This is a genomic window from Streptomyces sp. NBC_00989, assembly GCF_045162655.1.
In the GTDB taxonomy this organism is placed as follows: domain Bacteria; phylum Actinomycetota; class Actinomycetes; order Streptomycetales; family Streptomycetaceae; genus Streptomyces.
The window spans coordinates 4,566,154-4,586,909 of the sequence record NZ_CP108728.1 but is presented as its reverse complement, the minus strand read 5'-3'; the positions used below and the strand labels follow the sequence as shown (position 1 = coordinate 4,586,909).

The 20,756-nt window shown below is 69.1% G+C and carries 17 protein-coding genes; 11 read left to right on the top strand and 6 right to left on the bottom strand.

The annotated features are described in order from the left end of the window. Window positions 1-174: 174 nt before the first annotated feature. The 4 genes from OG714_RS19775 to OG714_RS19760 are packed head-to-tail and all read left to right on the top strand — an operon-like array spanning window position 175 to window position 6,702. Window positions 175-1,443: a glycosyltransferase gene (locus tag OG714_RS19775; protein WP_406122713.1), complete on the top strand. Its 1,269-nt coding sequence runs from the start codon at window positions 175-177 to the stop codon at window positions 1,441-1,443. Beyond that, window positions 1,440-3,086 (top strand): ArnT family glycosyltransferase, encoded by a 1,647-nt coding sequence (locus tag OG714_RS19770; RefSeq protein ID WP_406122711.1) that lies wholly within the window; start codon window positions 1,440-1,442, stop codon window positions 3,084-3,086. The genes OG714_RS19775 and OG714_RS19770 overlap by 4 nt, the downstream gene beginning before the upstream one ends. Further along, complete coding sequence (locus OG714_RS19765; RefSeq protein WP_406122709.1) at window positions 3,086-4,288, top strand: glycosyltransferase; 1,203 nt, start codon at window positions 3,086-3,088, stop codon at window positions 4,286-4,288. The genes OG714_RS19770 and OG714_RS19765 overlap by 1 nt, the downstream gene beginning before the upstream one ends. Next, on the top strand, window positions 4,285-6,702 hold the full coding sequence (locus OG714_RS19760) for a galactose oxidase-like domain-containing protein (protein ID WP_406122707.1): 2,418 nt from the start codon (window positions 4,285-4,287) through the stop codon (window positions 6,700-6,702). The genes OG714_RS19765 and OG714_RS19760 overlap by 4 nt, the downstream gene beginning before the upstream one ends. Window positions 6,703-6,752: 50 nt before the next feature. Here OG714_RS19760 and OG714_RS19755 read toward each other — a convergent pair whose 3' ends face one another. The 3 genes from OG714_RS19755 to OG714_RS19745 form a co-directional block, all read right to left on the bottom strand. Beyond that, on the bottom strand, window positions 6,753-7,385 hold the full coding sequence (locus tag OG714_RS19755) for a TetR/AcrR family transcriptional regulator (protein ID WP_406122706.1): 633 nt from the start codon (window positions 7,383-7,385) through the stop codon (window positions 6,753-6,755). After that, the gene (locus OG714_RS19750) at window positions 7,382-8,962 is read right to left on the bottom strand and encodes a DHA2 family efflux MFS transporter permease subunit (RefSeq protein ID WP_406122704.1); all 1,581 of its coding nucleotides are present in this window, start codon (window positions 8,960-8,962) and stop codon (window positions 7,382-7,384) included. Before OG714_RS19750 ends, OG714_RS19755 begins: the two co-directional genes overlap by 4 nt. 144 nt (window positions 8,963-9,106) lie before the next feature. Next, window positions 9,107-9,820 carry a hemolysin III family protein gene (locus tag OG714_RS19745; protein WP_406122702.1) on the bottom strand — a complete coding sequence of 238 codons (714 nt, stop codon included), beginning with the start codon at window positions 9,818-9,820 and terminating at the stop codon, window positions 9,107-9,109. A gap of 329 nt (window positions 9,821-10,149) precedes the next feature. On the opposite strand from OG714_RS19745, the gene OG714_RS19740 reads away from it, so the two are divergent. From OG714_RS19740 to OG714_RS19710, 7 genes are all read left to right on the top strand, one after another. Then, window positions 10,150-11,973, top strand: a complete 1,824-nt coding sequence (locus OG714_RS19740) for a phosphoenolpyruvate carboxykinase (GTP) (protein ID WP_406122701.1) — start codon at window positions 10,150-10,152, stop codon at window positions 11,971-11,973. 252 nt (window positions 11,974-12,225) lie between these two features. Beyond that, window positions 12,226-13,209 carry a serine/threonine-protein kinase gene (locus OG714_RS19735; RefSeq protein WP_406122699.1) on the top strand — a complete coding sequence of 328 codons (984 nt, stop codon included), beginning with the start codon at window positions 12,226-12,228 and terminating at the stop codon, window positions 13,207-13,209. Continuing rightward, window positions 13,196-13,657 (top strand): hypothetical protein, encoded by a 462-nt coding sequence (locus OG714_RS19730; protein WP_406122697.1) that lies wholly within the window; start codon window positions 13,196-13,198, stop codon window positions 13,655-13,657. The genes OG714_RS19735 and OG714_RS19730 overlap by 14 nt, the downstream gene beginning before the upstream one ends. Before the next feature lie 80 nt (window positions 13,658-13,737). Next, window positions 13,738-14,646, top strand: a complete 909-nt coding sequence (locus OG714_RS19725; protein WP_406122695.1) for a hypothetical protein — start codon at window positions 13,738-13,740, stop codon at window positions 14,644-14,646. A 47-nt stretch (window positions 14,647-14,693) separates the two neighbouring features. Continuing rightward, entirely contained in the window at window positions 14,694-15,455 is a 762-nt protein-coding gene (locus OG714_RS19720; protein ID WP_406122694.1) for a vWA domain-containing protein, read from the top strand. Window positions 15,456-15,458: 3 nt separating this feature from the next. Then, the gene (locus OG714_RS19715; protein WP_406122692.1) at window positions 15,459-16,250 is read left to right on the top strand and encodes a PP2C family serine/threonine-protein phosphatase; all 792 of its coding nucleotides are present in this window, start codon (window positions 15,459-15,461) and stop codon (window positions 16,248-16,250) included. After that, window positions 16,247-17,407 (top strand): hypothetical protein, encoded by a 1,161-nt coding sequence (locus tag OG714_RS19710; protein WP_406122691.1) that lies wholly within the window; start codon window positions 16,247-16,249, stop codon window positions 17,405-17,407. The genes OG714_RS19715 and OG714_RS19710 overlap by 4 nt, the downstream gene beginning before the upstream one ends. Here the strand turns inward: OG714_RS19710 and OG714_RS19705 are convergent. From OG714_RS19705 to OG714_RS19695, 3 genes are read right to left on the bottom strand one after another with little or no spacing between them, the layout of a single operon-like run. Beyond that, window positions 17,395-18,006, bottom strand: coding sequence for a hypothetical protein (locus OG714_RS19705; RefSeq protein ID WP_406122689.1), 612 nt, complete (start codon window positions 18,004-18,006; stop codon window positions 17,395-17,397). The two genes, OG714_RS19710 and OG714_RS19705, sit on opposite strands and share 13 nt — an antisense overlap. Further along, window positions 17,993-19,534, bottom strand: a complete 1,542-nt coding sequence (locus OG714_RS19700; RefSeq protein WP_406122688.1) for a substrate-binding domain-containing protein — start codon at window positions 19,532-19,534, stop codon at window positions 17,993-17,995. Before OG714_RS19700 ends, OG714_RS19705 begins: the two co-directional genes overlap by 14 nt. Continuing rightward, the gene (locus OG714_RS19695; RefSeq protein WP_406122686.1) at window positions 19,531-20,748 is read right to left on the bottom strand and encodes a toxic anion resistance protein; all 1,218 of its coding nucleotides are present in this window, start codon (window positions 20,746-20,748) and stop codon (window positions 19,531-19,533) included. Before OG714_RS19695 ends, OG714_RS19700 begins: the two co-directional genes overlap by 4 nt. Between the last annotated feature and the right edge of the window lie 8 nt (window positions 20,749-20,756).

The window sequence follows — 20,756 nt, the reverse complement described above, 5'->3', positions numbered from 1 at the left end:
CCGCAAACGCGACCAGTGCGAGAAATGCTCATGTGGGAGCCTCATTGTGACGAAACACGCTCTTCACTGAAATCACCTGCTCACTTCACAGATCGCCCATAGTCTCTGCCTCGTGACGCGACGGATGTAACTCACCGTCGCGCCAGGGGGTATTGGGATCTGGGGGGATCTGTTTTGCTGACGTCCGTCTTCATCGCTGTCGTTTCGCTGGCCTTGTTCTGGATGGCCGCCTTCACCCTGTGGTGGCAGATGCACGCGTGGCGTACGCCCGAAGTGCTCGCCTCCACCCGATTCAGCAGCCCGGACGGGGACGAGCACGTCTCGTTCTCGTTGCTGCTGCCGGCCCGGCACGAACAGGCCGTGCTCGACCACACCATCCAGCGGCTGCTGGAGTCCACGCACACCGACTTCGAGATCATCGTGATCGTGGGGCACGACGACCCCGAGACCGCGGCGGTGGCCAACAGCGCCGCCGAGCGCGACCCGCGCGTGCGTGTCGTCGTCGACACGCACGAGAAGAAGAACAAACCGAAGGCCATGAACACGGCGCTGCCGCACTGCCGCGGCGATGTCGTCGGGGTCTTCGACGCCGAGGACCAGGTCCATCCGGAGCTGCTCGCCCACGTCGACCACGCGTTCCGCACGACGGGAGCGGACGTCGTCCAAGGGGGCGTCCAGCTCATCAACTTCCACTCCAGTTGGTACAGCCTGCGCAACTGCCTGGAGTACTTCTTCTGGTTCCGGTCCCGGCTGCACCTGCACGCGCAGAAGGGGTTCATCCCGCTGGGCGGCAACACCGTCTTCGTGCGGACCGCCGTCCTGCGCGAGGCCGACGGCTGGGACCCCAACTGCCTCGCCGAGGACTGCGACTTGGGCGTACGCCTGTCCAGCGTCGGCAAGAAGGTCGTCGTCGCCTACGACTCCGACATGGTGACCCGGGAGGAGACCCCCGGCTCGCTGATGTCGTTGCTGAAGCAGCGAACCCGCTGGAACCAGGGCTTCCTTCAGGTCTACCGGAAGAAGGACTGGAAGCAACTCCCGGGATTCGGGCAGCGGTTGCTCGCCCGCTACACGCTGATGACGCCGTTCCTTCAGGCCTTCTCCGGGGTCATCATCCCGCTGAACGCGGCGGTCGCGCTCTTCCTGGATGTGCCGGTCGGCATCGCCTTCCTCACCTTCCTGCCGCTGGTCACCGCCGCCGTCACCTTCGTCTTCGAGGTCGTCGGACTGCACGACTTCGGCAAGCAGTACGGACTCCGCGTCCGTGCCGTCCACTACCTGAAGCTCGTCGTGGGCGGCCCCTTCTACCAGGTCCTGCTCGCCGGAGCCGCGATCCGCGCCGTCTGGCGTGAGCAACGCGGCCAGAACGACTGGGAGTTGACCTCCCACGTCGGCGCGCACCTCACCGAAACCGCAGAGATCCGAGAGGACGTTCCTGCGTGACTTCCACCCTTCCCGCGGTGACCACCACGGTCCCCGCGCAGCGGCAGCCTGCGCCTGAAACCGGTTCGGTCAGTCGAACGGCGCCACCTTCACGGCTCCGTTCCTCCCGGCCCGACCTCCTCCTCTGCGGCCTCCTCCTCGCGGCGATCCTCGTCGTGCAGGGCTGGAACATCGCCGACTACCCGACGCTCAGCGACGACGAGGGCACCTACCTCGCCCAGGCCTGGGCCGTCCAACAGGGCACCGGGCTGGCCCACTACACCTACTGGTACGACCATCCGCCGCTCGGCTGGATCCAGATCGCCCTGCTCACCTGGATCCCCGCGCACTTCAGCCCCGACTCGATGACCGTCGGCACCATGCGCCTCGCGATGCTGGTCATCAGCGCGATCAGCGCGGTCCTCGTCTACGTCCTCGCCCGCCGGCTCTCGCTGCCGCGCTGGGCGGCCGGGCTCGGCATGGTGCTCTTCGGGCTGTCCCCGCTGTCCGTGATCCTCCAGCGGGAGATCTTCCTCGACAACATCGCCGTGATGTGGATGCTGCTCGCGTTCTGCCTGGCCGCGTCCCCAAGTCGCCATCTCTGGCACCACTTCGGCGCCGGTCTGGCCGGCGCCGCGTCGGTCCTCACCAAGGAGACGATGCTCGTCATCCTTCCGGCGCTGCTGCTCACCATGTGGCGCCACGGACACCGCGACACCCGCAAGTTCGCGCTCACCGGCGCCATCACCGCCTGCGTCCTGATCGGCTTCGCGTACCCCCTCTTCGCCCTGCTCAAGGGCGAGTTGCTGCCGGGCAGCGGCCACGTCTCGCTCTGGGACGGCCTCAAGTACCAGATGACCAGATCGGGTTCGGGCTTCATCCTCGACCAGGGCGCGGGCTCCTACGGCGTCCTCCACTCCTGGCTGTACTACGACCGCGTCCTGCCGCTGGGCGGTCTCGCCGGGGCGCTGCTCCTGCTGGTCACCTGGCGCTGGTCGGTCACCGCCCGCTCGCTCGCCGGACCGGCCATGACCGTGGCGATCCTCGCCCTGGTCTCGATGCGCCCCAACGGCTACCTGCCCGCGATGTACATCATCGGCGCGCTGCCCTTCCTCGCGCTCGTGCTGGCCGGGGGCACCGCCTCCGTCGCCCACGCGGTGCTGCGCAGATGGCGGCGCGAGGGGGAGAAACGATACGTCACCGGGGGCCGGTACACACTCGCCGTCGTCCTGGCGATCGCCGCCGGCTCCTATGTCGTACCGAAGTGGTACGACGGCGACCGCACCGCCATGACCACCGACGCCAACGCCCCCTACCGGGCCGCCTCGAAGTGGCTGTCCACCGAGGTCGCCGACCCGAAGGACACCCGCGTCCTCGTCGACGACGCGCTCTGGCTGGACCTGGTGCACGCCGGGTACCGGCCCGGGCTCGGGGTCATCTGGTTCTACAAGGCCGACCTCGACCCCGCCGTCACCAAGACGATGCCGCACGGCTGGAAGGACATCGACTACGTGGTGGCCTCCCCGACGGTACGGCGCGACGCGGTCGACCTGCCCAACGTCAAGGCGGCGATCGAGCACTCCACCCCGGTCGCCACCTTCGGCACCGGCGACGACCGCATCGAGATCCGGCAGATCCAGTCCGAGACCGTGGGAGCCCAGTGATGAGCCAAGAGTCCATGGTCCCCGGGGAGTTGGGCGATCCGGCCGTACGCGCCGCGGAGATCGCCGAGCCGGGCGCCGTCACCATCGTCGTACCGACCTTCAACGAGTCGGCAAATGTCCGGGAGTTGCTGCACCGCATCACCGAATCCGTGCCGACCCGCCTGCCCTGCGAGGTCGTCTTCGTGGACGACTCCACCGACGACACCCCCGAGGTGATCTCCGAGGCGGCGCAGGACTGCCCGTTCCCGGTCACCGTGCTGCACCGGGAGGAGCCGGTCGGCGGGCTCGGCGGCGCGGTCGTCGAGGGGATCAAGGCGGCGACGTCGGACTGGATCGTCGTCATGGACGGCGATCTCCAGCATCCGCCTTCCCTGGTACCGGAGTTGGTCGGCACCGGCGAGCGCGCGAACGCCGGGCTCGTCGTCGCCTCCCGGTACATCAAGGGCGGCAGCCGCGAGGGCCTCGCCGGCGGATACCGCATCGCCGTCTCGCGCGGGGCGACCTGGCTGACGAAGACGCTCTTCCCGCGCAAACTCCGCGGTATCAGCGACCCGATGAGCGGCTTCTTCGCGATCCGCCGCAGCGCGGTGACGGCGGAGGCGCTCAAGCCGCTCGGCTACAAGATCCTGCTCGAACTCGCCGTACGCAGCCGTCCGCGCGAGGTCACCGAGGTGCCGTTCGTCTTCCAGGACCGGTTCGCCGGCGAGTCCAAGTCGACGGCGCAGGAGGGTTTTCGCTTCCTGCGTCACCTCCTCGGACTGCGTACGGCGTCGCCGGTCGCGCGCATGGTGGTGTTCGGCCTGATCGGCGCCACCGGCTTCGTGCCGAACCTGGTCGGACTGTGGGCGCTGACCAAGACGGGCATGCACTACGTCCCCGCCGAGATCCTCGCCAACCAGCTGGGCGTGGCCTGGAACTTCTATCTCATCGAGCACCTGCTGTTCCGCGACCGGCGCCGGCACCGCAACTGGTGGGACCGGGCGGGCCGGTTCGCGCTGCTCGCCAACGCCGATCTGGTGCTGCGGATCCCGCTGATCGCCCTGTTCATCCACAAGTTCGGCATGGGCGCGCTGTCGGCGACCGCGCTGGCGCTCATCACCACCTTCGTCCTGCGCTTCGTGGGCACAGAGGCGTTGGTCTACCTCCCGAGTCGCAAAGGGAGCCGCAAGGGGAGTCGTACAGCACCAAGGAGAGCCGCGTGAACAAGTACCGCAGAAGAACCGCCTTCGCCGGGGTGGGCGCCCTGACCGCCGGACTGCTGCTCACCTCGCCGCAGTCCGCCGAGGCCGCGAACCTCGTCGTGAACCCGGGCTTCGAGACGGCGGGCAGTGACGGGATGCCGTACTGCTGGGAGAAGTCCGGGTGGGGCGACAACGACTTCGACTTCACCACGACTTCGGATGCCCACTCGGGTTCGAAGGCGATGAAGGTCTCCGTGACGCGGCGGGTGGACGGTGACCGGAAGGCACTGATCACCGAGTCGACGACCTGCGCGCCGGTGGTGACGGCGGGCAAGCAGTACGACCTCGGGCTCTGGTACAAGACGACCACACCGGACGCGAACATCACGTTGTTCCGGCACGACGCGACGGCCGGCTGGCAGTACTGGACCGACCTCAAGACCCTGGAGATGCAGGGCAGTTGGACCCAGGCCACGGTCCGTACGCCCGAAGTGCCCGCCGGTACCGACCGGATCACCTGGGGTGTGTCGGTCTACGGCACCGGGTCCGCGACCACCGACGACTACACGATGGACCAGGTCCCCGACACCCTGCCGCCCGCGACCTGCACGGCGACCGCCGAGGAGTGTGCGAACGGGCGTTGGGACGTGCTCCCGACCCAGAACCCGGTGCGTTCCATGCACTCCGTCGTCCTCAACAACGGCAAGGTGCTGCTGATCGCGGGCTCCGGGAACAGCCAGGAGCAGTTCGACGCGGGGACGTTCACGAGTGCGGTGTACGACCCGGTCGCCGGGACGTACAAGGTGATCCCGACGCCGAAGGACATGTTCTGCTCGGGGCACATCCAGTTGCAGGACGGCCGGGTGCTGGTGATGAGCGGCAACAAGGCGTTCCCGGCGGCGGACGGTTCGCACGGGTACGAGGGGTACAAGGACTCGTACATCTTCGATCCGGCGACCGAGACGTACAGCAAGACGAACGACCTCAACGACGGCCACTGGTACCCGTCGGCGACCGAGCTCGGCAACGGTGACGTCATCTCCTTCGGCGGGCTGCGCGAGGACTCGACGGGTTCGGTGACCGCCGAGTACTGGTCGGACGCCCAGCAGAAGTGGCTGCCGTTGTCGCAGGTCAACCAGACCTGGTCGTACTGGGGTCTGTACCCGTCGATGGTCCTGATGCAGGACGGGCGGCTCTTCTACACGGGCAGCCATGTCTTCGGGAACAACATCCCGGGGACGGGCAGCGCGATCTACGACTACGGCGCGAACACGATCACGTCGGTGTCGGGGTTGCAGAACAAGGACGAACGCGACCAGTCGGCAAGCGTGTTGCTGCCTCCGGCGCAGGACCAGAAGGTCCTCACCATCGGCGGCGGCAACATCGACTCCAACCCGGACGCGAACCGGCTGACCGACATCATCGACCTGAAGGCCGCGAACCCGACGTACACGGTGGGTCCCCAAATCCCGCAGGGGACCGTCGACTTGGGGAACGGTCCGGTGGCCGAGACCGGCGCCCAGGGCAAGATGTACGTGTCCACCGTGATCCTGCCGGACGGCACGGTGCTGGAGACGGGCGGTGGGCTGCACAACCGCGCGAACCCGGTGTACGAGGCGTCGATCTTCGACCCGGCGACCACGACGTTCGACCCGGTGGCCGCCGATCCCGAGGCCCGGGGCTACCACTCGTCGTCGTTCCTGCTGCCGGACGGCCGGGTGATGTCGACCGGTGACAACCCGGGCAACGGCACCTGGAACCACAACGTGTCGATCTACACCCCGCCGTATCTCCTCAAGGGCACGCGGCCGACGATCACCTCGGTCATCGACAACGAGTGGGAGTACGGCGACACCCAGACGATCACCGTCGACCGGCCCATCGCCAAGGCCGAGTTGATCCGTCCTGCGGCGGTCACGCACTCCTCGGACCCGAACCAGCGGTTCGTGGACCTGCCGCTCTCGGTGAACGGCAACACGGTCGACCTGAACGTGACGAGCAACCCCAACCTGGCACCGCCCGGCTGGTACATGCTCTTCGCGGTCGACGCCAACGGTGTCCCGTCGGTGGCCAAGTGGGTCCATCTGCAAGGCCCTTCGGCCCTGACCGCCTCCGACGCCTCCGCCCACGTCCACTCCTTCGCGGACTCCTTGGAGGGCAAGGTCACCAAGCCCGGCAAGAAGCGCGCCTCGCAGAAGGTCAGCACGACCATCTCCGGCTGCGACCGGCACTACGGCACGATCAACGTCTGTGTCCCGACGGTGTTCCCGTCCGAGGTCAAGTCGACGACCGCGGCCCGCTGTTCATGGCTCCAGCAGAACGACTACGGCCGCCTGAAGGTCAACGGCAAGGACGATCCGCTCCGCCTCGACCCGAACAAGGACGGGGTGGCCTGCGGGAAGGGTGACGTGAAGACCGTGAAGAAGAAGGGGTAGTCGTCGCTCACGGACTCGGTGAGCGCGCCCTCACCGAGTCCGTGCCGGGTTCACTCGGAAAGTCCGTTCTCCAGCACGTCCAGCGTGCGGTCCACCAGGTCCTTGAAATCGTCCCGGTGGCCGTTCTCCGCCCAGTACAGGGACGTCTCCATCAGGCCGCCGATGAGGGACATGGCGTAGACCCGTACCTCCAGGCTCTCCGGGTCCCGGCCGGTGCGCTCGGCGATGGCCTCGCAGAGCATGTTGCCGGTGACCGACATGCTCTCCATCATGCGTGAGCGCACCGCCGGTACCTGGACCATCAGATGGGTCCGCAGCCGGGAGACCTCCTCGTCCTCCTTCATGCCGAGATGGATGGCCTTCTGCATCGCGTACCGAAGCGTGACCATCCACGGTTCGTCGGCCGGGCGGGCCCGGAGCTCCTCCATGATGAGGGGGTCGAACTCGTCCGTGAGGACGATGTCCTCCTTGGTGGGGAAGTACCGGAAGACGGTCGACGGCGACACCTCGGCGCGCTCGGCGATCTGCTCGATCGTGGTCGCGTCGTACCCCTGTTCCTTGACCAGTGCGTACGTCGCGGTGCGGATCGCCTCGCGGGTCTTGATCTTCTTGCGCTCGCGGAGGCCCAGTTGGGGGCGGTCGGCGGGGCTGAAGGGGGAGGGTGTCGCCGTCATGGTGTTCATTGTCCGGCATCCGCCAGAGCGATGGACCCGGCCGTGGCCGGGTCTTCCTCGGCCTCCTCCTCCTTGGCGGGCGCGGCCGGCGTGTTCGGCAGGAACGCCGCGGACAGCAGGGCGGTGACGAGGGCCGCGACGCCGCACACCAGCAGGACCAGGCCCATGCCGTGGACGTACGCGCTGTTCGCGGAGGAGATGAGGTCTGTCGAGTCTGCCTTCTGCGCGACGATGTGCGCCGCCACGACGGACTCCCCGGCGGTGTCGGCCGCCTTCGCGGGCAGGCCGGTGACGTCGAGGCGGTCGCGGAACGTGCTCGCGAGCAGGCTGCCGAGCAGGGCGATGCCGATCGCGGCGCCGACCTGGCGCATGGTCATGAGGAGCCCGGCGCCGCTGCCGGCCCGGTCGCGGGGGAGCGCGCCGAGGGCGCCGTCCATCGCGGGGACGATCGAGAAGCCGAAGCCGAAGCCGGTGATGGACAGCCACAGCGCGGTGAAGCCGTAGCCGGAGTCGACGGTCGTACGGCTGCCGAGGATCGCGGCGAAGGCCAGCACCACCAGTCCGGCGCAGACCACCGCGCGGGAGCCGAACCGGCCGACGAGCGGTTGTGCGGCCCGGGCCGCGACGATCAGGCCGCCCATCATGGGCAGCAGCCGGACGCCGGTGCCGAGCGCGTCGTTGCCGAGCACCGCCTGGAGGTACTGCGGCAGCACGAACAGCAGGCCGGACAGGACGAACATCACCAGGGTCGCCGCGATCGAGCTGAACAGGAAGCCGCGGTGGCTGAGCAGGGTCATGTCGAGCATGGGGCGTTCCATGCGCCGCTCGCGCAGCACGAGCGAGGCGAGCAGGATCGCGGATCCGATGAGCATGCCCACGATCAGCGGGTCGCCCCAACCGCGGCTGGGCGCCTCGATGATCGCGTAGATGAGGGCGCCGAGGCCGGCCGCGGTGAACGCGGTGGAGATGGTGTCGACCCGGGGCGAGGCGGGGTCCTTGGTCTCGGGCAGCAGGAAGACGCAGGCCGCTATGCCGATCGCGGCCATCGGGATGTTGACCAGGAAGACCGAGCCCCACCAGAAGTGGTTGAGCAGCCAGCCGCCGATGATCGGGCCGAGCGGCAGCCCGAGCGAGGAGGCCGCGGAGATGACGCCGACGGCCTTGGTGCGCTCGTCGGGGCCGAAGAGGGAAGGCAGCACGGACAGGGCGAGCGGGGTGACCAGAGCCGCGCCGACGCCCATCACCGTGCGGGCCGCGATGACCCAGGTGACGTCGCCGGCCAGGGCGCCCGCCACGGAACCGGCGAGGAAGATGCCGAGGCCCACGATCAGCATGCGGCGCCGTCCGAAGCGGTCGCCGAGCAGTCCCGCCGGGAGCATCAGGGCCGCGAAGACGATCACATACGCGTCCGCCATCCACTGCTGCTGGCCGGTGGTGGCGCCGAGTTCGCCCGCCATCGTGGGCAGGGCGACATTGAGGATCGTCGTGTCGAAGCCGAGCGTGAGCATGCTCGCGACCAGGGCCCCGAGGGCCCACCAGCGGCGCGGGTCGCGTCGCACGTCGTCGGATTGAGTGACAGTAGCCATGAAATGAGAGTAGCTCTCAAAAGGTGGTTGATGTCAACCGAGATCCGCTGTCAAAACATGGCGGCCGGGTGGAAGGCCGGAAACGGGCATGAAAAATGGCCACGGCTCGAAAGCCGTGGCCATGAACGGGAGGTGCCTGAGGTGCTACCCGTGCTGGTACGCCACCAGGGAGATCCCCACGTAGTGGACGAGGAACGCCGCCACCGTCAGGGAGTGGAAGACCTCGTGGAAACCGAACCAGCGCGGTGACGGGTTCGGGCGCTTGATGCCGTAGATCACGCCGCCCGCGCTGTAGAGCAGTCCGCCGACGACCACCAGGACCAGGACGGCGATGCCGCCCGTGCGCATGAAGTCGGGCAGGAAGAAGACGGCCGCCCAGCCCATCGCGATGTAGCAGGGGGTGTAGAGCCAGCGCGGTGCGCCGACCCAGAAGACGCGGAAGGCGATGCCGGCCGCGGCCGCGCCCCAGATGCTCCACAGCAGCCATTCGCCCTTGGCGCCCGGCAGCAGCAGCATCGTCAGGGGCGTGTACGTGCCCGCGATGATCAGGAAGATGTTGGCGTGGTCGAGCCTGCGCAGGACGCCGTCCATGCGCGGGCTCCAGTCGCCCCGGTGGTACAGCGCGCTGACCCCGAAGAGCAGGCAGGCCGTCAGGGCGAAGATCCCGCAGGCGATACGGGCCCGGGGCGTGTCGGCGAGAGCGGTGAGCACCAGGCCTGAGATGAGGACGGCCGGGAACATGCCCAGGTGCAGCCAGCCGCGCAACTTCGGTTTCACATGGTCGGGAATCGAGAGCGCGGAGGGACCGTGGCCGTCAGTCGGCGTGTCCGTGGGCGCGTCGGGGACGGGCGCAGTCATGCGCGCAATCGTACCTACGGAACCGTAAGTTACGTGTCAGTGCGGCGAGATGAGGGGTCAGAAGTGGCCACTCTCTCATGCGTTGCCGACGGCCGGGTACCCGGGGTGAAGCGGTGGTGACGCACGGAAAACATCTCGATGAGGGGCTGATGAGTGGCGATCCTCACGTCGCTCGTATGTGAGGCCCTCTGGACATATGGGCGCGTGCGTCGGATGATCAAATGAGTGCGGTCGGCACCGGATGAGCGCCAAGATCGACCATCGTGAAGCATCCGGGTCGCGGCCCCCACGGGGCAACAAGGACAAAATCCCTCACCATAGGAGCAATCGTGGCGCGCGACATCGCGGCTCCCCCCGTCATCCCAACCGAGCACAAAGAACTGGTCTCGTGGGTGAACGAGATCGCAGAACTGACCCAGCCGGACAGCGTGGTCTGGTGTGACGGATCCGAAGCGGAGTACGAGCGGCTCAGCGAGGAGCTCGTCCAAAAGGGCACCTTCAAGAAGCTCGACCCGATCAAGCGCCCGAACTCTTACTACGCCGCCTCCGACCCGACCGATGTCGCCCGGGTCGAGGACAGGACGTTCATCTGCTCCGAGCAGGAGCAGGACGCGGGTCCCACCAACCACTGGAAGGCTCCGGCTGAAATGCGGGAGATCTTCGCGGGAGAAAAGGGCATCTTCCGCGGCTCCATGAAGGGCCGGACGATGTACGTCGTCCCGTTCTGCATGGGTCCCCTCGGTTCGGACCTCTCCGCGATCGGCGTCGAGATCACCGACTCCGCCTACGTCGCCGTCTCCATGCGCACCATGACCCGCATGGGACAGCCCGTCCTCGACGAACTCGGTACCGACGGCTTCTTCGTGCGTGCTGTGCACACGCTCGGAGCACCGCTGGCCGAGGGCGAGGCGGACGTGCCGTGGCCGTGCAACTCCACCAAGTACATCTCGCACTTCCCCGAGAGCCGCGAGATCTGGTCCTACGGCTCCGGCTACGGCGGCAACGCGCTGCTGGGCAAGAAGTGCTACGCCCTGCGCATCGCCTCCGTGATGGCGCGGGACGAGGGCTGGCTCGCCGAGCACATGCTGATCCTCAAACTGACGCCCCCGCAGGGCGGGTCGAAGTACGTCGCCGCCGCTTTCCCGAGCGCCTGCGGCAAGACGAACCTCGCGATGCTGGAGCCCACCATCTCCGGCTGGACCGTCGAGACGATCGGTGACGACATCGCCTGGATGCGGTTCGGGGAGGACGGCCGGCTCTACGCGATCAACCCCGAGGCCGGTTTCTTCGGCGTCGCGCCCGGCACCGGCGAGCACACCAACGCCAACGCGATGAAGACGCTGTGGGGCAACTCCGTCTTCACCAACGTGGCGTTGACCGACGACAACGACATCTGGTGGGAGGGCATGACGGAGGAGACTCCGGCCCACCTCACGGACTGGAAGGGCAACTCCTGGACGCCGGAGTCCAGTTCGCCCGCCGCGCACCCCAACGCCCGCTTCACCGTGCCCGCCGCGCAGTGCCCGATCATCGCGCCCGAGTGGGAGGACCCCAAGGGCGTGCCGATCTCGGCGATCCTGTTCGGCGGCCGGCGCGCCTCGGCCGTACCGCTGGTGACGGAGTCCTTCGACTGGAACCACGGCGTGTTCCTCGGCGCCAACGTGGCCTCCGAGAAGACCGCCGCCGCCGAGGGCAAGGTCGGCGAGCTGCGCCGCGACCCGTTCGCCATGCTGCCGTTCTGCGGCTACAACATGGGTGACTACATGGGCCACTGGGTCGATGTGGCCAAGGGTCGGGACCAGGCGAAGCTCCCGAAGATCTACTACGTGAACTGGTTCCGCAAGAACGACGCGGGCAAGTTCGTGTGGCCCGGCTTCGGCGAGAACAGCCGGGTCCTGAAGTGGATCGTGGACCGGCTCGACGGCCGCGCCGAGGGCGTCGAGACCCCGATCGGCGTGCTGCCTGCCAAGGGTGCCCTCGACACCAAGGGGCTCCAACTGTCCGAGTCCGACCTGGACTTCCTCCTCACCGTCGACAAGGACGTGTGGCGCGAGGAAGCCGCCTTGGTTCCGGACCACCTCAACACCTTCGGCGACCACACGCCGAAGGAACTGTGGGACGAGTACCGCGCGCTGGTGCAGCGCCTGGGCTAGAACCCGCCGAATACTCCGCGGCCGGCCGCCGATTGTGCCCTGACCAGCAATGTCGTCACAGGCCGGCCGCGGTGGCAGCACAACGGGCAGGGCCCCGCACAACGGCGTGCGGGGCCCTGCCCGTTGCCCATACACCACCGGGACGCCCTGGCGTAGTCATGCCTCCCATTTCACGCATCCCCCCTGCCCAGACCGGCATTTCGGGGGACACTCGGGACAACCTGCATCGAACCCCGAAGTGAGGTGAGCGGGGTGCGCACACCGGTCAGCGATCCCCTGAGCGTGGGACCGTACCGGATCACCGGGCGGCTCGGCTCCGGCGGGATGGGCTGGGTGTATCTCGGCCGTTCACCGGCCGGCCGTGAGGTGGCGGTCAAGGTCGTACGGCCCGAACTGGCCGCGGAGAGCGAGTTCCGCGAGCGCTTCGCCCGCGAGGTCGCCGCCGCCCGGCTGGTCAGCGGCGCCTACACGGCGGCCGTCGTCGACGCCGACACCGAGGCCGAACTCCCCTGGCTGGCAACGATGTACGTGCCCGGTCCCTCCCTCGCCGAGGCCGTCAGGTCGGACGGCCCGCTGCCCGAGGCGCAGGTCCGCAGGCTCGGCGCGTTCCTCGTCGAGGCGCTCCAGGCGATCCACGCGGCCAACCTGGTCCACCGCGACCTCAAACCGGCCAACGTGCTGCTCGCCTCCGACGGCCCCCGCGTCATCGACTTCGGCATCTCCCGCGTGGAGGGCGCCCCGAGTCTCACCCAGGCCGGGATCGTGGTGGGCACCCCGCCGTTCATGTCGCCGGAGCAGATGACGGCCGGTCAGATCGGCCCGCCCAGCGACGTGTTCTCCCTCGGCGGCGTCCTGGTGTACGCGCTGACCGGCCGCCCGCCGTTCGGCGCGGGCGAGGCGGTGAGCCTGCGGGTCGTGCACCGCGAACCCGAACTGGACGACGTACCACCGGGTCTGCGGCCGCTGCTCGCCCGGTGTCTGGCCAAGCGGCCCGAGGACCGGCCCCGACTGGCCGTGCTGCTCGGTGAGTTGCTCGCGCAGCCACGTCCCGCGACCTGGCCGCCGCCCGCCGTGGCCCGCACGATCGAGGTCCGCCGCGGTGAACTGGCGGCGCGGCGCGGGGGCGGCACCAGCCTGCCGGTGCCGTCCTGTCTGCTGCTGCACGCCCAGGCCCTGCTCGACGCGGGCCTCACCGACGACATGATCACGCGGGCGGTGGTCCGTGGCGACGCCTGAGGCCTCGATCCCGCCCGGCCGGGACTACGACATCGGTTCGTCCTGGCGGCAGTTGGTGCACAATTGGGGCGCTCGCCGGAATTACCACGTCGAGAGCGATGTCGATTCCGTCTCCCTGCAATTCGATCTAGAGGCGTCCGGGCGCACGCTCACCGTGCGTTTCATGACCACGAAAAGACTCCTCGTCGCCTTTGTCACCGACGGTCATTCTCTGCGCAAGGATCAATTGGCGATCGCGGCCGCCGCGTCGAACGCGTGGAACACCGAACAGCTGAATCCCATGCTCTCGGTGTGGGACGTACGCGGACCGCGACCGTGTCTCGCCGGAGTCTGCGATCTCCCGCTGACCTGCCGGATCTCCCAGGCCGATTTCGATGTTCTGGCCAGTGATTGGGTGGAACGGGCGCGACGGATGTTCACCCGTTGTCATCAGGTTTTCCAGCTGTAGAAGTGAATTGAGCATTCTCAGTCAACCCCTTTCGGCCACCCGCCTGTTGGCTCCACTATGGGCGCCAACGGGGGGTCGTCATGAGACGTACGTTGTTCACCGCGCTGCTGTTCGGCTTGTTGATCGCGCTGATTCCGGAGGGGCCGGCGGCCGCGGCCGGCGCGGACTGCGGCAAGAACGTTCCGACGCGGCTGGGCTGTTGGCAGGACGCGCTGGACGACGGGGCCGTGGTCACCGTCACGCTGAACAAGCCGCTGGGCTTCGACGCCGGCCAGAAGGGCGGTCAGGCCGCAGTCCGCCGGGACCTCAAGAACCTTCGGGTCCAGGTACCGGCCGGCGTCCACACCGGGCAGGGCGGCAGCGCGCTGCTGATCCTGGCCGGCCGCGCGCTCGTCGACCGGGACGCCCGGATCGACCGGCTGGACGGCAAGACGCTGAGCGAACTCCCCGCCTGCGACAGCGACTTGTGCAAGGCGCTCAAGAAGTCCTCGCTCACCGGCGGCCAGCTGATCGACAAGAAGGTGGGCGTCGCCGAACTCGGCGGACACAAGTCCACGGACCACACGCGCGTCCTGCTCATCGCCCTGACCGCCGTACTGCTCCTCCTGCTCCTGGCCCTCCTCCTCGCCGTCCGCCGCTCCCGCACCCCGGCCGTGGCGGGCGCCATGGAGGCCCGCTCCGAGGAGACCAGCGCCGAGACCACCGCCCGACTGCGCCCCGTCCCGCCCGCACCCGCCCCCTCCTCCTACGGCCGCCGGGTCGGCCCCCGCACGGGCCCGTCCCGAACGGCCGTCGTCCGTACGGCACTCCACCCGCAGGGCTACGTCGAACTCGATCACGTCCTGTACCGCGCGGTATGGGCCGAACCGGACCGGACGCCGCCCGTACCCGGCGCGTACGTCGAGGTCACCGACGCCCAAGAAGCCGACTCCGACGTCCTGTACGCCTTCCCGCCCGCCGCCCGGCATCACGCCCGCGGCGGTTCGTGACCCCCAACCGCTCGTCCCCGTACCGCTCGTGCCACCAGGAGACGCTCATGCACAGCGAATACCCGCCCACGATGCCGGCGGAGTACGCCGACATCGAGTTCGAGAACAACGCGCAACGGCTGCCGCTCGTGCTGTGCCTGGACACGTCGAGTTCCATGGCCGGTGCCCCGATCCAGACGCTCAACGACGCGCTCGCCGAGTGGACCCGCGAACTCCACGACGACGTCTCCCTCAGCTACAGCGTCGAGGTCGCCGTCATCACCTTCGGCGGCCAGGGCGTCGGCGCCTGGCGCGGACCCCAACTCCTCGACCCACGCGCACCGTTGAACCCCTTCGTGCCCGCGCACGCCTTCCAGGCACCCCGGTTCACCGCGTCCGGCGTGACCCTGATGACCGAGGCACTGGAGCTGGCCATGCACGTCGTCGCCGCCCGCAAGGCGGAGCTGCGCGCCTCCGGACTCCAGTACTACCGCCCGCAGATCTGCCTCGTCACCGACGGCCTCCCCACCGACGGCACCGGCCACCTGACCGACTCCTGGCACCGGCTGCTGCCCGTCCTCGCGGAGGAGCAACAGGCCCGCCGCTTCCGGCTGTACGCGATCGGCGTCGGCGGCATCACCGACCGCGGCGAGCAGGTGCTCCAGGCCTTCGCGCCGAAGTTCAACGCGCGCATCCAGGGCTTCCCGTTCCGCGAGCTCCTGCAAATGATGTCGGCCAGCGCGAACGCCGAGCAGAAGGGCGCGGGCGACGAGGTCTTCGAGAAGATCTTCAGCCAGTTCAAGACGCAGCGCCCGGCCTGGGAGAGCTGAGCGGTGGCCGACTCGCCCTGGCGCATCCACGGCCTGAGCGTCGAGGGGTACCGGCACCGCCGTACCGGCACGCCCTGCCAGGACGCCTGCACCTACACGACCTCGGCTTCCGTGTCCGTCCTCGCCGTCGCGGACGGCGCGGGCAGCCGCCCGCACTCCGACCAAGGAGCCCTGCACGCCGTCGAGTTGGCGGCCGAGCACTTCCGGCGCCGGGCGGCCGCCGCGTCCGGCTGCCCGCCGGGCGAGGAGGTCCACGACCTGCTCGCCGACGCCTTCCACGACGTGGCGAAGATCTTCCTGGACACCTACGGCGCCACCGCCCCCGACTACGCCACCACCCTCACCGTCGTGGTCCTCACCCCCGGCTGGCTCGGCCATCTCAGCGTCGGCGACGGCTTCGTCGTCGTACGCGCCGGAACGGAGGACGGGGAACGGCAGTTCCACCTCCTCCCGCAGCCGCCCGCCGTCAGCGAGTACAGCAACGAGACCGTCTTCCTCACCTCGCCCGACGCACCCCGCCGACTGCGCACCGACTGCGTGGCGGACCCGCGCGTCGACGGCGTCCTGCTGTCCACCGACGGCCTCGCGCAGGCCGCCCTCTCCCTCTCCGGCGGCGGCCCGCCCCAGCCCAACACCTCTTTCGTGGAAGCGGTGTTGGGCTCTCTCGACACACCGGGGCCGGTGACTGACAAAGCCCACGAGAGCCTCGCCGCCCTCCTCAGGTCGGACCGGCTCACCAGCCTCAACGCCGACGACAAGACCCTCCTGCGAGCCGTGCGCGCGGTGACCCCATGACCGGCCGCACGGTTCACCTGGACGGCAAGCCCGTCACCCTCGCCGAACTCCCGCTCAAGGGCGGCGGCCAGGCGGCTGTCTTCCCGGTCGAGGGCGACGAGACGATCGTCGTCAAGCTCTACCGCGACCGCCCCGGGCCGGACCTGGAACGCCGCCTGGCCCGCATGCTGACCATGTCCCCCCTGGCCGCCCGCCCCACCGACGCCAACCAGCCCCCCGAACTCGCCTGGCCCACCGCCATCGCCCGCAGCCCCGAGGGCGTGTTCCTCGGCTACGCCATGCGCCGCTTCGGCGAACCCCAACACGTCCAACTGGTCGGCCTGTTCACCCGCGCCCAGCGCCTCCGCCTCTTCGGCGACCGCGCCGACTGGCGCTTCCTGCTCGGCGTCGCCTGGAACCTCGCCTTCATGACGGCCCGCATGCACTACGACAACCTCGTCATCGGCGACTTCTCCAGCAGCAACGTCGTCGTCGACGCCAACGGCTTCGTCACCTTCCTCGACTGCGACTCCATCGCCTTCACCGACCCGGTCACCGGCGAGCCCTTCCCCTGCCTGATGCACACCACCGACTACTCCTCACCGGAACGCCAGTCGGGCGCCGCGGCCACCGAGGAGAGCGACAACTTCGCGCTGGCGGTGCTGATCTACCAACTCCTCACGGCCGGCAACCACCCCTTCGGCGGCGTCCCGCACGACAGCACCCCCGAGTCCACCGTCAAGGACAACATCGCCGCGAGCGTCTCCTACGTCGTCCGCCCCGAGGCGGTCGTCATCCCACGCGGCACCGTCGACCCCTCGGTCCTCCCGCCGGGCCTCCTCACCCTGGCCCACACGGCTTTCGGCGCGGGCGTCCACGCCCCATCCGCCCGTCCCACCCCGGAGGTCTGGCTCCGCGCCCTCGACCAGGAACGCTCCCGAGTCCAGATCTGCCAGGGCCGCCCCCTGCACTCCTACGGCTCCCACCTCCCGACCTGCCCGTGGTGCACGCGGGCGGCGGTGACCGGCCACGACGTGTTCAACCTGCCGGTACGGCCCACGGCTCCGGCGCCTCCCGCAGCCCCACCGGTGCAGGAGTTCCGCTTCGGCCTCCTGAAAGTGCTCGGCGTACTGCTCCTGGTCGTCCTGGTCCTGATCGTGCTGGGTCACCTGTCCTGAGAACGCCCGCGCTCCTCCAGGAACCGGGTGTGCGTCTCCTGCCGCCGCTCCTCGGCCTCGCGAAGTCCCCTCGCCAGCCCCCGCGCCTCCTCCTGAAGCACCGTCAACTGCCGTTCCAGATGCCGCTCAGGGGGTTCGGCCCCCGGCGCCAGCCGCGTCCACCACCGCGTCCGTACGAACGTGTCGACCGCCTCCGGCACGTCCTGCCGCACCGCACGCGACAGGATGTGCACGCCCTCCGGGTCCTGCGCGAGGTCATGCGTGACCTGCGGATCGAGGAGCCCGGCGAGGAGTTGGGTCAGCTCGGTGAGGCGGCCCGCGGCGGCGGGCGGGAGTTCGACGTCCGCCAGATAGCCGCCGAGTCTCTCGAAGTCGTCGCGCAGTTCCGCCAGTTGGGCCGACGGATCCGGGAAGTCGGGCAGCGGCGGCCGCTCCGGCGGGGCGATCAGCGCACCCGCGCCGTACAGACCGACGACCACGACCGGCCAGTACGGCCCCGCGACACCCGCGAACGTCAGCACCAGCCCGACGAGTCCGCCGGCGCTGCCGGTGAGGTTCTTGCGGGACTCCAGGTAGCCCAGGAACCTACTGGTAGCCACGGATCTCCTCGAAGGCGCCGTCCAGCGAGCCCTGTCGGGCGTCGAAGAGCCGGCCGCCGGTCAGGTCGGCGATGTGCTGGAGCTCCGCCTTGTCCGAGTCGCCGAAGAGGATGGGGAAGACGGGTATCTCCCGCCGGGTGGAGGGGAGTTGCCGGTAGAAGCCGTCGAAGTCCCTCGCCTTGGCGCCGGTCGTGTTCTCGCCGTCGGTCATCAGCACGATCGACGTGAACGTGTCGCCACCGGTGCCGAGATGCTCGTACGCCTTCTCCAGCGAGGTGTAGATCGCGGTGTTGCCGGCGGCGCTGAGCCCCTTGGTGTCCGCGCGGATGGCATCGAGCCCGGCCTGCGGATCGCTCGGACTCACCACATGCGTCCTGACGCTCTTCACGGCCGACCCGAACGGCATCAGCGTGACCTCCTCGCGCTGCCGGAAGTCGCCGGTCAGATCGGTGAGGGCCTTCTTCAGCCGGGACAGCCGGTCGCCTTCCATCGAGCCCGATGTGTCGAGCACGTACACGGTCCGCGAGGGCCGGCGCAGCTTGTTCTCGTACGAGTCGAGGAGCCCGTCGGCGACGGACCGGCTGCCGGGGAACGGGAGTTCACGCCGTCGGCTGGTGTCCAGGCCGGACGCGGGCGGTACGGAGGGGACGACCGGGCGGCGGTGCGTACGGGTGGTGATCAGCTTCTGGAGGGCGTCCGTGCGCAGGTCGGCCGTCACGCGCCGGACGTTCTCCCGGGTCGTGGCGTCCGTCGAGGCGAGGGACGTCAACGGGTAGTCGGCGGTGACCACTCCGTCGCTCGGGCGGATCACGGTCAGGCCCGGGATGCCCTTGAGGACGGACTCGTAGTTGAGCAACGCGTCCACGTTTCCCCGGCGTTGGTAGGCGGCCGCCAGCCAGCCCGAGGAACCCGAGGTCAGCTTCTGCCCCTTGAAGAACTCCGTCAGCCGGGGAGTCGCCTTGGTGACGTCCGCATTGGTGAGCGCGGACTGGGCGCCGGAGAGGGCGGAGGCGACGGAGATCAGCGTGGCGAAACCGGAGTTGGAGCGGGCCGGGTCCGTCATGCCGTAGGTCAACTCGCCGTCCTGGACGGCCTGTTCGATCTGCGACCAGGAGACCCTGTCGGGCGTCCAGCCCAGTGCCGTGACGGTGGCCGTCTTCACACCGATCGCGACCGGGCTGGACATGATCGGGGTCTCCGACACGACCTTCTTCGCCGCGTCGGGCCGTAGCCGCAGATAGTCGTTCGACGACAGCCACAGGGCGTCGTACCGCCCGTCGACCTTGCCCTTGGCCAGCAGGTCCACCGCGTCCAGGGTGCCCATGTAGGTGGGGCGGATGGTGATCCCGGTGTCCTTGCGTACCTGGTCGAACACCGGGGCCATGTCGCTGAGTTCACTGGAGGCGAGGACGCGGAGGGTACCGGGACGGGGTGCGTTGTCGGTCTCGGCCTTCGTGTCCTGTGCCGCCGACGTGCACGCGGTCAGCAGCGCGGCCGTACCGAGCGCGAGAGCGAGGAGGCGTCTCATCCGAGCCCTCCCTCCAGCGCGCTCTGCGACCGGCTCCGCTCCAAGTACGTGCCGGCGTTCTGGAGTTCGGACGTCAGGGACTCCACGGTCGCGGCCATCACCTCGGTCGCCTGGACCTTGTAGGTGTCGATCGCGTCGAGCGTGCGGTAGATCTGCTGGAAGGCCGTGCGCAGCGTCTCCGCGCCCACCGCCGGGTCGGCCGCGATGCGCTGGATCTCGCCGCTCTGGGTGGAGAGCATCTCGGCGTTGCCCCGGATGAGGTCCTCGGTCGTGCCGCGCAGGGCGTTGACCTGGTCGACGACCTTGCGCTGGTTGTCGAGCGCGGAGGCGAGCATGACCGAGATACGGAGGGCGGAGACCGTGGTCGTGGCCGCGCGGTCGACACCCTTGATCAGCTCGTCGTTGTTGCGCCGTACGACGTCCATCGCCAAGTAGCCCTGTGCGCACACCGCGAGCTGGGTCAGCAGGTCCTGGTGCTTCTGGCGGACCGGGAAGAGGACGTCCGCGCGCAGGGTGTCGGCCTGGCTGGGGTCGGTGGACCCGACGCCGGTGATGTGCTGTTCGACGGCCGTGTCGAGGGCCTGGGTGAGGACGACGTACTCCTGCAACTTGCCCATGGTCTCCCAGAGGCGGACCCGCTCGGTCTGCAACGCGGCGCTGTCGCGCCGGAGTTCGTCCTGGCCGCCGCGCAGCGAGCCCACAATTCTGTTCAACGTGCCCTGCGCGGAGGCGTACTTGGCGACGTGGTCGCGCAGCTTGTTGCCGCCGGGGAGCCGGGACAGGAACTTCCGTCCCTTGGAGGCGGGCAGGTCACGCGGGTCCAAGTCCTCGACCACGAGCCGGAGTTCGACGAGTGAGCCCGCCACCTGCGACTGAGCGTCCCCGCCCTTCGACGGCAGGCTCCGCACGGTCCGCTCCAGCATGCGGTTGGACTGCGCGGTCGCGGTGCGCATCTCCCCGGCGCCGAGCGCGGTGATCTCCCCGACCTTGCCCGCGAATTCGGGCGAGCGGGCGTCCAGGGCGGCGAGCCCCTCGACGTAGGCGGCTGCCTTGCGCTCCATGTCCGTACGGATGGAGTCGTCGACGGGCACGAGCCCGCCGGCCCTCTCCTTCGGCACCGGTGCGACGGCCTCCGGCGGGGTGAGGGTGAAGACGTCGTCACCGCTGAGGGTGTGCTGACTGCTGTTCTGGCTGGTGTTGAAACTGCCGGTCATGTGGTTCC